Raw genomic sequence first — 12,508 nt, forward strand, 5'->3', positions numbered from 1 at the left:
GTCCCGGCACGCACCGATCCATTGAGTGACGATCCATGGAGCGAAAAATGAGAAAGGGCCCAGTAGACAATTCCGTCACGACCGCTGGCCCAGAGGGATTCATCGTGTCGCACCTCCTGCACCGGACGGCCCATTTCGGGCATCCAACAGATGTGCTTTGCGCGACGCATTTGTCCGCACAGGAAAAGCGAGCGATCTTGGCGTCTTGGGCCAGCGATCAATATACGGTCGAATCAATCCCAACACTGCGTCATTATCCCGGCTCCAGTGGCGAGGTGTCTCTTGCCGAGGTCTTGGCCGCCTTGGGTCGCTTGACTGGGACGCGCACGAGGAATGGAAGACGCCAGGTGACATCGACCGGCCCAGGCGGCGTCTGGACCTGCGTTGCCTGGCGCCGATACGCCGCAGGCATCGCAAGAGTTTGGCATGAGGCTGACATGGCTGTCGCTAAGCGTATTGAACAGGGCCAATCAAGCCGTCGGCAGGACGAGCGGCCCGGCGACAGTTGGTCGAAGACGACACTGTCGACGATGCCGAGACATGCGCTCATGCACCCCGATCGGCCCGTGTGGCTGGGCGCGACGCGCGTCGGACAAACCACGACGATCCTTCGTCCCGTGAACACTGACGAAACGATGGTCGAGCATCTCCTCGACGCGTGGCGCGCCGCCAGAATCACTCATCTGTTCGTCAAGGGAGACGGCGCAATGGCACGGACCGCGTCAACGTTGAGGTCCGAAGCGGCGGCGATCCGTCGTTTCGGTGTGGGGAACACCTAGAAGTGTATCGCAGACGGTTGTCAGACACGGGCCCATGGGGTTCTCTCCCGGAGCCTACCGTAATCCTCGACGCGGCGTTTGGTTCCAACGTCTGTGTCGCTGACCAACGGATAACGAGGTTTGGCGATCATTACACTTTTCAGTGATGAATGTTTCTGTGCCGAAAGACGGAGGTCTCGTAGCACGAGGATGTGCCCGGTAGACGACCACCCGAGCGCACCCGTCGAATTCATCTCAGATGAAGAGCGCGCCCAAATCAGTCAATACCGCTTGGCGACAGTGGTGCTGAATCGGTACGAACAGCAAGCAGAAGATGTGGCTACGCCGGGCGAGAGCCCGAATACGGACGCGAAAATTCACGGCTTTCGTTCCCGCGTCGCCGAAAAGGTTGAGTCGGAAGGCTAAATGGCAACTTCTCGCACCCGGCTGTCAAGAACTCCACCCTCGACGTCGACTTGGCGCCTGAGATCTCTTGGAGCTTGTCATGAAAAGAGGCCTTTCTATTTCCAGGCCTGTTGGCCTTGCTATACGGTGGGGTGTTTCTCGAACGTCAGACGCTTTCCTTCAGGATCATGTTCCCATGTGCAGTTGTGCCCGAGGACGAATTCAATCGTATTCACGTAGCGCTCGGTTTCGTCTCCGCCCGCCACGTTTGCGCTGATCCAGTCCTTGGGAATGCTCATCGACATTCCCGGTTCCATTTCGTCCAGCATGCGGAGCAATTGATTCAGGTCCATGTGGTCTCGATTATTGAAAGATCGCAGAAGGCTCGATCGGAGGCTGAGGGTCATCTTTATCCGATACCAAGATCGACTTTTGTGGAGGTGCCCGCCGGAAGCTCACCCGAATGGGGCCCTTCCAGGTCGACGAGAGGACCCTCTACCCGGTTAGGTCTTGTTTGAGCGCATCCGACTTTGCGCTCACGGATCCGTCAATGCCGCCCCCACTTCCTGGGCGGAATAACTCTGTTCGTTTCCTGTGGCGACGATGTCCGCGACCTCAAAATCGACAAGTTCGCCAATGTCCTCATGCCGCACGATATCTGTCGTTCGAGAGTTTGCATGTTCCGACAACGGCCTCGGCAAGCGATGTTCCGGCGCGGGCAACAGGTGCCAGAAACTTCCCTCGTCAAACTGCGCTGCGCCGGATATCTTCCTCGGTCATAACTTCGACTTGAAAATCCATGAAGGCCATCATGTCGTCGAACACCCTGAACGGCAGGCCAAGTTCCATCACCGCGACTGAGAAGGCAGCCCTTGCCGCGATCGGCGAACCGCCATGGTCGAGATAAGCACGGCATGCGGTCAACGCCCGCTTATATGACGGGCCTGATCTGTCCGGCCACGCATCGGCCAACATACGCGCGGCGTCCATCGCATTGTCCACGGCCAGCCATTCGCCTTCCATGTTCAACCCTACAACCTTGTCGAACCGCGAGGAAACGGGCGAACTCAATACATCTTCCCCCAGAGCCGAATTCTCATATGCCATCTCGTGCCGCCTCCATACGCGCGCGCTTTAGGCGCTCAGTCTTCTCGTGGCGCTTGACGGTTTYGGCGCGTGCCATTGCTCTAAACAGGATGTCCGTCCTCTCTCGTCGGGCGTCCGGACGCAGGTTCGTGAGATCTGATTCGCCAAGGCTGAGATTGTCGTTTTCGTCGTCCGTCATAGGTCCCATCGCGTATGTGGTCTTTTCCGCCCCCAAACTGCTGACGAGCCGAGATGGTTCCACGCACGAACGAATGCGGGCCCGCCTCGACCAGTTTTATGGAACCCATGAGTATCGACTCATCACCGCAGCAAGAGTTGTCCGTCAACAGACTGCTAATTTACCGCTCAGGCTGTGCCAGCGTTCGGGACTGACGAACGAGACGGCGGCGGGGGAGCCAGGTCCGTCATTTCCTGTTCCGTCGGGACCTTACCGTCCGGTGTCAGGTCGTCGACGGCCTTGGGGAGGTCACGAGACAAGCGGGCGAGGACTTCCTCCGCCGATAACCCGGTCTTGGCGACGAGTTCATCGATGATTTCCGGCCCGAGCGCCTTGGATAGCTCGTGGTCTTCGATCGTGTCGTTCGGTCCGGTGTTGACCCACGAGTCCGCCTTATCGACACCATTGTTGCGGAACTGCTCTAGAAGGCCGCCCAAGCCGCCGCTGAGGATGCCGCCTGGTGACGTACCGCCGAGTAAGCTTCCGAGACCGCCATTCGAAAGTCGACCAAGGATATCGCCGATGCCTCCCGTGTTGGCTGGCATGGTGCCATCGCGGTCGGGCATCTGTGCCCCTTGTCCGAGGTTTCTGAGTACTTCGGCGATCTTGTTGCGGTTCTGATAGCCCGCGACAGCGAGGACTGCGAGCAGCGCGGTCAGTGGTCCACGTGACATTGGAAACTCCTGTTATGTTGGACGCCGCGGCAAAAGCGGTGCGGCTCGACATCGGTTCAACGCAGCGGAGGTCTGCGCGTTCCGAGCCGATTTTGGCCACCGGCCTACCACTACGACGTCATAGTTTCCGCTGCGCCGGAACATTGCCACCTGCTTCGCTGTTTGCCGGGCGTATGCACTCGGTTCAGCTGTTTATCCCTGCAAGATCAAAGGACATCATTAAATGCGAGGAAATCGCAACCAGCGTTCAACGTGAGTTGACGGACCGCGACGGCGCCGCGACGGCTTTCTTGAACTCACTCGCGAAAGGACTCTGGTCGGGCGGCAGATCGGAAGAAGATAGGGTTGTCGTGATCTATGTCATGGGTCGACGGGGCCGACGGAGAATAGCGGCGCGAGTACCGAGGCGGGCTGGAGAAGCTGTTGAGCCAGGGAGAGCTGCTTGTGCGGTTCCTGCCAATGGGAAGCTCTAAACCGTCAAGGACAAGAGCAGCCGTCACGTAATTGTCTGTCGAAAGCATGGTGAGTTCGCGGGCTGCCCGCCAAACACGGGAAATGAGCGTGGGGTGAATAGATCGTCGCGTGTTCGCGCATGGGTGGGTTGGCACTCAGGCGGACTGCATGAGCTGGATCAAAACCACCGTTCGAACCCTGGCAAGCGAAAACCCTGGACGGAGGTCTCATCTGAACACCGGAGCCATTCTCTGGCTATGTCATCTACGGGGTATAGGTCTCGATCGGCCGCGTCGTCGAGAGCGCGGGATCTCAGGGCAAGCCACAAGCGTGCCGTTCGGGATCAGACCGCCGTTAGCGGCGACGAACGACTGACGTGGCTGCGGTCTCTTGTCGACGGACCACTCACTTCTCACCTCATCGCCCCTTCGATGTTTCACAGGCGGAACTCTATGCGGCAGCGCGCGCCCTGAGGACGCAATTCGTAATCCATTTTGCTGAAAGCGGGTGCCAATACCTTTGTAAGCAGTTGGAGGCCGAAGCCTTGGCGGCTCGTTTCCGTCACGGGTGGCCCGCCGGATTCCAGCCACTCGATCGAGGCGGTTTCGTCGTTGCTTTGACAATCGATCATGACCTTCCCTTCGCGCGCAGCCAAGGCACCGTATTTTGCCGCATTGGTCGCGAGCTCATGCAGCGCTAGGGCAAGAGACACATTGTAGCGAGGCGGGATAAGTATGTGCGACCCGGTGATCGTGAACGGGCCCGGCCCCCGGGTCCTGTAGGGAGCGGTCACCTTGTCGATTAGTGTCTCGAGATCGAAAGAGGCCCACTCGCTTTGCATCAGGATGTCATTGGCGTCTGCGAGTGCTCGCAATCTCGAACGAAACGCCTCGAGGCCGGCTGAGATGTCGATGCCCTGCCGAAACGTCTGGCCGGCTATGGATTGGACGACGCTCAGCGAGTTTTTCACCCGATGGTTAAGTTCCCGCATGAGCAGGACTTGCCGTTCCGCGTTCCGCTTGCGCTCGTCGATGTCCATCACGACGCCGACGACGCGTTGCGGCTCACCCCCGCCAGAGAGCAGTATCTCCGCCCTCAGCAGCAGCCATCGCTCCTGGCCGTCTTTCCTGTTGATCCGGAACTCAGCTTCAAAGTGGCTTTCTCCCTGGCCCAACGCTGCAATCGCCGCCTCCCTTGTCTTGCCCTGTTCTCCGGGCACGTAGCATTCCCTGAAGTCTTCCAAGGTAGGCTCCTCTTCGGCCGCAAAGCCAAAGAGGCGCTTTAAATCAGGAGATGTCGCAAGCGAGTTGGTTCGAAGATCGATTTCCCACACGGCCATGCCGGCGGCCTCGATCGCCAACCTCTGTCTGCGTTCGCTCTCCTCAAGAGCTGCCGCCGCCCGCTTGGTATCCGTTATGTCCTGGATGCAGCCGATATACCGGATGGCCTTGACCGTGTCGCTGCCGATCTCAAAGACCGCGTTGCCCTCCGCCCGAACCCATCTTAGTTCGCCCGTGTCCGCCCGGAAGATGCGGTATTCATATGGCATGTCTTCTCGCAACGCGGGGTCGATCGCCCGTTTGGCCTGCGCGGAAGTGTGGGGGAAGTCATCGGGATGCGTGACGGCTCGGACCATGTCATACGTGATCTCTCCGAACGGTGCAAAGCCGAAGATCGATCTGGCCCGCTCGGAATAGTCGAATTCGGTGGTTTGCAGATCCCAGTCCCAGATGCCGATATTTGCAGCTCTCAACGCTAGTTCAAGTTTCGCATCACTGCTCATGCCATCTCCGCAGGTTCATCGTGCGTTCGACTGCGACCCCGCCGAACTGTTGTAGCATCTTTCGCACCCTTGAATAGACTGCTTGTTGCATGCGGGTGGTTTCTTCAGATTTCGGTCCGTTGTTCTTCGATAGTGCGGCCCACGGCCAAGTATCTGGCAGCGGACCGCTGTCCGTCGAAAGGGTAAAGCTCCGACTGCCGATGATCAGTATTTAGGTGCTGGCTCGTCCATAACAACATTGGAGAAGCACAATAGGTCCGCGCACCAGATGGTACTTTGGTTTTGACTTCGGTCGATAGCTAGCTTTGCTGGGGCTGCATGCATACAGCGGTTCACCGCGCATCTTCGGCTGTCACATCTAGGATTCGACAGCTTACCGATCCCGTTCCCTGAACGCCTCGTGCGTCTTGTGCTCATTCGTGACGTCCACCCTAAAGCATCGGGTGTTCAAGTGTTGCGGGAGCTGGAGCGCGGCATGCACGTCTGCGGCGGGGACCGGAACGCCATCTACGACGACTACATCCAGAAGATGGACGACAAACTCAACTACCTCACCGACCAAATGGCGACCCTCGGTGCCATGCAGAAGTCGTTCGCCTCCTACGAGGAACAGAACCAGTCGAACATGGACACGATCTCGAAGGGAGTGGGCAAGCTGGTCGACGCCGACATGGACGCGAGTTCCGCGAGGATCAGGGCGCTGCAGGCGCGGCAGCAGCTCGGTATCCAGTCGCTTTCGGTCGCCAACGCCGAGGCCGACAGCGTGCTCAGATTGTTCCAGTGACATCTAAAGTTCCGACATAGTCAACAGGCACGGCGGATGACGGCTTCACGCTCAACGAGGTCGTCTCCCACGAGGAGAAGCACAACGACGCTAATGGCGAGGCCCGTCGGACACCTGAGTGGAACTTTCCACATTCAATACGGATGCCGAAGGCAACTAAATGTGTGGCGACAGCACGCTGCCTGGACGTTGCCCGCGCGTTCTCGTCGGCAACGTCGGCGACGCTAATCGAGGAATTACGCGAGCTGAATGCTCCCGGTCGATGCTGTATCTTGCGACGGCACTCCCGATGAGGCAGCGTCGCAAAACCGCCTGCACTGTATTAAAGCTATTCCGTTTCGATGAACACAAACGACCGATCGGCAGCTTCCAGCAATGTGTCGGCAATTCGACCATAGGAAAGCCCATCGCCGACGCGGCGGCTGACCCCGAGCACAATCAGATCGTAACGGCCACGCCGAGCATGCCGCAGAATGGACAGTTCCGGAGAATCGCCTTGTTGAACGATTTTCTGGGCAGAAACCCCATAGTAGTTGGCAACTTCGTCGATCCGGTCCGATGTGGCTGCATGCATGTTCGAATTGTCGCTCACGCGCGACCGCGAGCGCATCTGCCCCGGTCCGACAATGTAGATCACCGACACCGAACACCCGGTTGCCTTGGCGATGAGAAAGGCGAACTCGGCCGCACGTGTCGAACGTTCGGTGCCGCTCACGGGCACAAGAATACGCATGTTCCTGTCGTCGGCGATACCCTGTCCGCGAGAAGAGATGATCACCGTGGTGCCCTTGAAGGCAGATGTCATGACCGAGATTTGTTCGTCAAACCCGCCGTCGGCGGCTGCGACAGGCTCGACGCCGATGAACAACAGATCGTGGCCCTGGTCCGAACCTTCACCCAGGATTTTGCGTAGATCAGCGTTCTTGACCCTGGTGATCACGTGAATGTCGCCTTGCGCGGTGGTGCCGGTGCCCGCTTCCGACGCGATTGCCCCGCCCGCAGTTGATTTCACGCGTTCGGCGACCGACTGTGCGTCGTCGCTGTTCGTCGGAGAATTATCAGTGCCTTCCGGCAAGTCTTTGGCCGCCTCGTCCTCGATGATATTCAACACCGTAACTGGCGTCTTCCTCATGACTACGAAATGGCCTGCGATGCGGGCCGCGAGGTCGCTGCTGGGCGTGAGATCGACAGCGAGCATGATGCGCTCGAAATTCGCCAGATAGCTCTGGTCCTCGAACTCTTCCTGTTTGAGCCGGTCCCGCTCCTCTGAGCGCATCGGCAACCTTGCCAACGCCCATCTGAGCGAGGGCGGCATCGCCATGGTGGTGACGACGGCCATTGCAACAATCACAGAGAACAGCTTTTCGTCGAGAACGCCCACTGCAAGCCCGATCGAGGCTACAATCACTTCCGTCGACCCGCGCGCATTCATGCCACATCCCAACGCCATGGCCTCGGCAATGGAAAATCCTCCAAACCGAGCACCGGTGAATGCGCCGGCGAATTTGCCGACGCTAGCAATGACGATAAGGCCGACCGCAAGCAGGAGAATGTGGGGGTCGAGGAGCACGCTGAGATCGGTCTTGAGACCCGTCAGACCAAAAAATACCGGCATGAACAGTGCGGTCGTCAATGCGCGCAACTGCCCCTCTATTTGACGGGTGAGGATTGGCGATTCCCCGACGAGAATGCCAGCCACGAAAGCGCCGAGCACGGTGTGCACGCCGATGAGGTCGGTAATGATCGCCATGCCACCCATGATCGCAACTATCGCGCTCAAGACGGGCAGATCACTGCGAAACGTGTCGTTGGTAAGCCTGATGGCCTCGAACACCAGGCGTCGTCCGATGGTGAAACTGAAGGCCATGAAAGCCAAAGTGCCGATGACGCTTATGGCGAGGGTGCGGACGTCTACTGAACCTTTTTCCGCCAGGCCAAAGGTGATGGCGATGATCACCCAGCCGACGGTGTCGTCGATGATCGCGGAGGCAACGATCAGCTGGCCCACGTTGCGGCGCATGAAGTCCATCTCGCGCACCACCGATGCGACAATCTTGACGGAAGAGATCGAGAGCGCGGTACCGAGGAACAGTGCGGTCACCAGCCGCTTATTCGGGTCCGAAAGGATGTCGGCCGGGATCAGCTCGCCGAGGGCGAATCCCAGCACGAAGGGTATGAGGATGCCAGTCAGCGATACGCCAAGTGCAGCCCGCCGCAGGCGTATGGCAAGGCGCACGTCCGTCTCCATTCCGGCGAGCAGCAGCAAGAATAAGATACCGAGCTGCGCCACGGCGTCCATCATGCTCTTTTGCACTTCAGAGCTTGGAAATATTTGTGTCTGCAACTCGGGCCAAAGAGCGCCGAACACGCTCGGACCCAACAATATTCCACCGATGATCTGACCCATGATCGAGGGTTGACCGATGCGGACCATCAATTCGCCCAGCAGCCTACCGATCACGACGAGGATGATGATCTGGATCAGGAAAAGGGACTCGGATGGTGCGTGAGCTTGGGACGAGGCCGCCAGGGCTGGAGAACAAGCGATGACAAGACAAAGCGCCACGAACACCGACGCCATCGGGATACGATGGCGCGGCAAAATCCTGTTTCCAAAAAAGCTCATGAGGCCACGCGACGCTGGAATTGAAACTGCAACGMTCGATCCAGACCCGCGTTCCGCCCGGCCAGAAAAGTACCTTGGCCGCCTCTTCAAACGTCGCACGAAACACTGCTCGGAGCGCCGACCTTGTGGCTTTTGGAACCATAGAAGTTGCTCTAGCTTGTGCCGTCTATAGCCAACGAGCAGAGGAGCTTGACGGTCATGACGAACGCACCGACGTTGCCGGCGACTCCCAAGCCGAGTGCGCCAATGACATCTTCCGAACTTGTCAACACCATGTCGCACTTTCACCGCGCCGAAATCGCACGCATGGCCGGATGGCGGGATCGTCTCGACCGCACGACGAACTGGGCGCTTACAGTCGCGGCCGCGATGCTGTCGGTTTCTCTCTCCAGCCCGAGTTCCCACCATGGCGTGGTTCTGTTCGCTATGCTGCTGACGCTGCTTTTGCTCTGGATTGAGGCGCGCCGCTATCGCTTCTTCGACGTCTATCGCGCCCGCGTCCGCCAGTTCGAGCGCTACTATTTCGCTCAGATTTTTTCCCCACAGCCGGATTTCGCGTCCAATTGGCTGCTCATTCTAGGCGAGAGCCTGAGGACCCCAAAATTCCTCATCTCACAGCGGCTGGCGTTCGCCAGGCGTCTAAAGCGCAACTACATCCATGTCTTTGCCATCTTGCTGGCTGCCTGGGTGTTGAAAATCTCGACCCCCAACTTGCAGGATCAAGGTCCGAAGGGCGATTTCGTCCACTCTGTACTGGAAGCAATCACAAACGCCGATCTCGGCCCTGTCCCGGGTGTCGTCGTTGCCGCAGTCGTTGCAGTCTTTTATTGTGTCCTGGTCTTTCTCGTATTCTTCACCGCCGACGAAGAGGGGGAACTTGCCCACGGCGACGTACATGTTTGATGCTCAAATCCACCAAGGGGCATCTGATTGTTCCAGGTGCGGTAACCAGTTGAAGGCTCGGATGCTTCACAAGAAAGGCGTACGCTTCTTCCGCCGTGCTGGCCTCGATCACGGAATAGCCTTCGTCGGCCAAGATGCAGGATGCATCCATGAGGATGAGCGGCTCATCGTTGACGACGAGTGCGATCGGGTCGCGAGGCGCTGGGAGTTGTTCGCTGTTCATTTCGGGGCAATCAATTTGACGACAGTTGGTTTGCCGTCCGTTTCCGGACATACGCGGAAGCATGTAGCAAATGCCACAAGACACATACCCGCGCGTTTCGGTGGCTGCTATGCCTACGGTCTCCAACCACGGGACTTCCCTGGCGTGTTGGAATGCCTCCTTTCCGGACGATGGTGGCTGTTCGAAGCAACGCGCCAGGCAAACCTCGACGGCCTGGTCCGCATTGGCGTCGGTCGGGACGCGGCGGAGATCGCGTTCGCGTCGCCGTTCGGCGAGATGGAGATGGGACCCGTGACGATAATGATTGAGCCGCGGACGGCTCGCCGGAACTGCCGGGACGGACGACCGATGCCATTTCGACTAAGGATCGGCTCCGAACGCCGGAGCGCAGTGAGCCAAGTCGCGAGCTACAATGGGCGTCGCGCCATGTTTCGTTGTCTTCGAGGGCGACGTCCCTGAACCGCGCGCTGGCTTATCCACTCGGTTGCCGGGCTGCATGCTCCCTATCTCATTCCGGTTCTCTGGAAGAGAGATCGGATAGGATCAAGTTTGCCAGCGCGACGAACTGGCCGCGGGGAAATTTGGCCAGGTAAGCTTCGATCATGGCTTTGTTGCCAGTGTCGCGGACAGTTTCCCAAAAGGCCAGTTCGATGGCTGGATCGCCCTGGGGGGTGCCGCCGCCCTCAATTCGGGCTTTCGCCAATTCTGCGAATTGGCCGTCGGGGAACCGATCCAGATAGATCGCGTATTCAACCGGGTCACCGCTCTCCCGCACAGTTTCCCAAAACGAGACTTCGACTGAATTGTCGTCGTCCTGACCATTACCTTGAGGAGAAAGCGTATCACCGATATCGGAGAACGATTCTCGATTTTGGGGGGCGGTCGAGATTTCGAGGATCGGCTCCCCCTCCGGTTCGAACTTGGCACGGAACACCCGCAAGGGGCGCGCGATATTCTTGATGTTCTGTTCACCGAGGTCTTCGAACTCGGCGTCGACTCGGTCGCGCAAGTGATCCCGCACGCCCCTCGAAACACAAATGCCTCCGACATCGGCCAGCGTCTCGAGGCGTGCCGCGATGTTAACTCCGTCGCCGAAGATATCCCCGTTCTTGACCATCACATCGCCCACGTTGATCCCGATGCGAAAGTTCATGCGGCGATCGTCCGGTAGCTTCTGGTTGGCGCGCCACATCGCCTGCTGGATCGCGACCGCTGATTGGAAGGCGTGGACGATGGACGGGAATTCGGCCAGCACGCTGTCTCCCGCGGTGCCAAAAATCTGGCCATGGGCCGTTTCTATCAACCCGTCAACGATGGTGCGATGCGACGTGAGCGTGGCCAGCGTCTGTTCCTCGTCCAGGTGCATCAAACGTGAATACCCCTCGATGTCCGCCGCTAAGATCGCCGCTAGCTTGCGTTCGAGAGGAGGAGCTTCCATCGTGTGGGTCCTTGGGTTGCCAATGAGGCGATTGCCAAGCGGAGAACCTCTGAGACCCGTCTTCAGAGTTCTCCGCGAGGCCGCGTCAAACATCAACTGGCGGCACGACGGGTTGTTCCACGAAGCGGGCGCAGGGCGTGCGATCGTTTCCGTTGATATTTCGTTGTCTAGGGCCGCCCGGCGATGTTCACTCCGCACAGAGCAATCCGTCGGCGAATGATGCGACCTCGATCGCCTTACTTTACAATTTCCGAGAGCGCATACCCGCCACCCCTGTCAAGGGCGGGCTTGTAGGCAGCGAGGCCGTGAATACTCTCGAGCCAGGCGACGGCCGCCTTTTCCCGTCGGCGACGAAGCCTGGTAGCGTGCGGCTTCGAGCGGGAACGACTTCATGATGTCGGCGGCGGTCAATTCGGTGGTGGCAAACCACGCGCGTCGTCTCAATTCCTGCTCCACGAAATCGAGGTGTAAGTCGAGCATCGGCCGCAGCCTCTTGGCGGCCAAGCGGCCAAGCAGCCGTAGGCGGCTGACGACCAGCGTCGCGACCATCGGGGGCATAAGCGATCCTTCCGCGTAGTGGAGAAACTGGTTGTAAAGCAGAACGCTTGCCCGGTCGTTTGGCCCAAACGACCGCCCGCTTTCTCCGCGAGATATTCGCAGATCGCGCCCGTCTCGACCAGTGTCAAATGACCAACATCACCGTCGGTGTCTTCCAGGATCGGCGATTTGCCGAGGGGATGGACGAGGCGCATCCCGGCGGTGCCCTTATAGTCGGCGGATCACGCTGGTGCCGGCGGACTTCTGAGAGCCCGATTCAAAAGTTCATTCGTAGATCCAATACCTTGCGATACGTCTGGTGAGCATTCGGATTGAAGCGATTTGCGCCCATGCTGTTGAGCTTTCGATGGACTTTTCCCAGTCCTTGGCGAGGCGGCGGCAACGCCCGAGCCAAGCAAATGTTCTTTCGACGGTCCGCTGTACAATGTTGCGTGGAACTGGGCGCCTGGCTTGGTGATTTTGGGCCGGCTGGGCCATCAAGTGGCGGAACACGGAAGATGATCTCGATGTCTGCATCGTCGATTTCGACCCGGCGAACCACGGTACAGATGATCTGCCGCATGCCGGTGCGGTCAAGGC

At 58.9% G+C, this 12,508-nt stretch carries 11 protein-coding genes and 2 pseudogenes; 4 read left to right on the forward strand and 9 right to left on the reverse strand.

The window, feature by feature from the left end; genetic code table 11:
- The first annotated feature begins 437 nt into the window (after positions 1 to 437).
- Positions 438 to 779 (forward strand): hypothetical protein, encoded by a 342-nt coding sequence (locus AC1D06_RS39165; RefSeq protein WP_477990942.1) that lies wholly within the window; start codon positions 438 to 440, stop codon positions 777 to 779.
- Between the two features lie 524 nt (positions 780 to 1,303).
- On the opposite strand, the gene AC1D06_RS39170 is transcribed toward AC1D06_RS39165, so the two are convergent.
- The 4 genes from AC1D06_RS39170 to AC1D06_RS39185 form a co-directional block, all read right to left on the reverse strand.
- A complete protein-coding gene (locus AC1D06_RS39170) occupies positions 1,304 to 1,516 on the reverse strand; it encodes a hypothetical protein (RefSeq protein ID WP_477877203.1) in 213 nt (70 codons plus the stop codon).
- A gap of 391 nt (positions 1,517 to 1,907) precedes the next feature.
- Entirely contained in the window at positions 1,908 to 2,270 is a 363-nt protein-coding gene (locus AC1D06_RS39175; protein ID WP_477990943.1) for a DUF982 domain-containing protein, read from the reverse strand.
- A gap of 345 nt (positions 2,271 to 2,615) precedes the next feature.
- Positions 2,616 to 3,161 (reverse strand): YidB family protein, encoded by a 546-nt coding sequence (locus tag AC1D06_RS39180; RefSeq protein ID WP_477877200.1) that lies wholly within the window; start codon positions 3,159 to 3,161, stop codon positions 2,616 to 2,618.
- An 889-nt stretch (positions 3,162 to 4,050) separates the two neighbouring features.
- Positions 4,051 to 5,397: a sensor histidine kinase gene (locus AC1D06_RS39185; RefSeq protein ID WP_477990944.1), complete on the reverse strand. Its 1,347-nt coding sequence runs from the start codon at positions 5,395 to 5,397 to the stop codon at positions 4,051 to 4,053.
- A gap of 451 nt (positions 5,398 to 5,848) precedes the next feature.
- Between AC1D06_RS39185 and AC1D06_RS39190 the strand changes: the two genes are divergently transcribed.
- Positions 5,849 to 6,181 (forward strand): flagellin, encoded by a 333-nt coding sequence (locus tag AC1D06_RS39190; RefSeq protein WP_477990945.1) that lies wholly within the window; start codon positions 5,849 to 5,851, stop codon positions 6,179 to 6,181.
- 328 nt (positions 6,182 to 6,509) lie between these two features.
- Here AC1D06_RS39190 and AC1D06_RS39195 read toward each other — a convergent pair whose 3' ends face one another.
- Positions 6,510 to 8,807 carry a cation:proton antiporter domain-containing protein gene (locus AC1D06_RS39195; protein WP_477990946.1) on the reverse strand — a complete coding sequence of 766 codons (2,298 nt, stop codon included), beginning with the start codon at positions 8,805 to 8,807 and terminating at the stop codon, positions 6,510 to 6,512.
- Between the two features lie 246 nt (positions 8,808 to 9,053).
- On the opposite strand from AC1D06_RS39195, the gene AC1D06_RS39200 reads away from it, so the two are divergent.
- Positions 9,054 to 9,710, forward strand: a complete 657-nt coding sequence (locus AC1D06_RS39200; RefSeq protein WP_477877196.1) for a DUF2270 domain-containing protein — start codon at positions 9,054 to 9,056, stop codon at positions 9,708 to 9,710.
- 307 nt (positions 9,711 to 10,017) lie between these two features.
- Positions 10,018 to 10,327: pseudogene (locus AC1D06_RS39205) on the forward strand (transglutaminase family protein); the annotation flags it as partial.
- Between the two features lie 114 nt (positions 10,328 to 10,441).
- On the opposite strand, the gene AC1D06_RS39210 reads toward AC1D06_RS39205, so the two are convergent.
- The 4 genes and pseudogenes from AC1D06_RS39210 to AC1D06_RS39225 all read right to left on the reverse strand — a co-directional run.
- Positions 10,442 to 11,371: an adenylate/guanylate cyclase domain-containing protein gene (locus AC1D06_RS39210; protein WP_477990947.1), complete on the reverse strand. Its 930-nt coding sequence runs from the start codon at positions 11,369 to 11,371 to the stop codon at positions 10,442 to 10,444.
- A 276-nt stretch (positions 11,372 to 11,647) separates the two neighbouring features.
- A complete protein-coding gene (locus tag AC1D06_RS39215) occupies positions 11,648 to 11,920 on the reverse strand; it encodes a glutathione S-transferase family protein (protein WP_477877406.1) in 273 nt (90 codons plus the stop codon).
- A complete protein-coding gene (locus tag AC1D06_RS39220) occupies positions 11,812 to 12,123 on the reverse strand; it encodes a glutathione S-transferase N-terminal domain-containing protein (protein ID WP_477877194.1) in 312 nt (103 codons plus the stop codon). The genes AC1D06_RS39215 and AC1D06_RS39220 overlap by 109 nt, the downstream gene beginning before the upstream one ends.
- Before the next feature lie 70 nt (positions 12,124 to 12,193).
- Positions 12,194 to 12,340, reverse strand: a pseudogene (locus AC1D06_RS39225) (IS5/IS1182 family transposase); the annotation flags it as partial.
- Positions 12,341 to 12,508 lie beyond the last annotated feature (168 nt).

The organism is Rhizobium sp. P2_G2, assembly GCF_056403555.1.

Bases quoted from the DNA above. Each gene is read 5' to 3' on its own strand.
- AC1D06_RS39165 (WP_477990942.1), top strand. From the start codon at position 438: ATGGCTGTCGCTAAGCGTATTGAACAGGGCCAATCAAGCCGTCGGCAG.
- AC1D06_RS39170 (WP_477877203.1), bottom strand. From the start codon at position 1,516: ATGGACCTGAATCAATTGCTCCGCATGCTGGACGAAATGGAACCGGGA.
- AC1D06_RS39175 (WP_477990943.1), bottom strand. From the start codon at position 2,270: ATGGCATATGAGAATTCGGCTCTGGGGGAAGATGTATTGAGTTCGCCC.
- AC1D06_RS39180 (WP_477877200.1), bottom strand. From the start codon at position 3,161: ATGTCACGTGGACCACTGACCGCGCTGCTCGCAGTCCTCGCTGTCGCG.
- AC1D06_RS39185 (WP_477990944.1), bottom strand. From the start codon at position 5,397: ATGAGCAGTGATGCGAAACTTGAACTAGCGTTGAGAGCTGCAAATATC.
- AC1D06_RS39195 (WP_477990946.1), bottom strand. From the start codon at position 8,807: ATGAGCTTTTTTGGAAACAGGATTTTGCCGCGCCATCGTATCCCGATG.
- AC1D06_RS39200 (WP_477877196.1), top strand. From the start codon at position 9,054: ATGACATCTTCCGAACTTGTCAACACCATGTCGCACTTTCACCGCGCC.
- AC1D06_RS39210 (WP_477990947.1), bottom strand. From the start codon at position 11,371: ATGGAAGCTCCTCCTCTCGAACGCAAGCTAGCGGCGATCTTAGCGGCG.
- AC1D06_RS39215 (WP_477877406.1), bottom strand. From the start codon at position 11,920: ATGGTCGCGACGCTGGTCGTCAGCCGCCTACGGCTGCTTGGCCGCTTG.
- AC1D06_RS39220 (WP_477877194.1), bottom strand. From the start codon at position 12,123: ATGCGCCTCGTCCATCCCCTCGGCAAATCGCCGATCCTGGAAGACACC.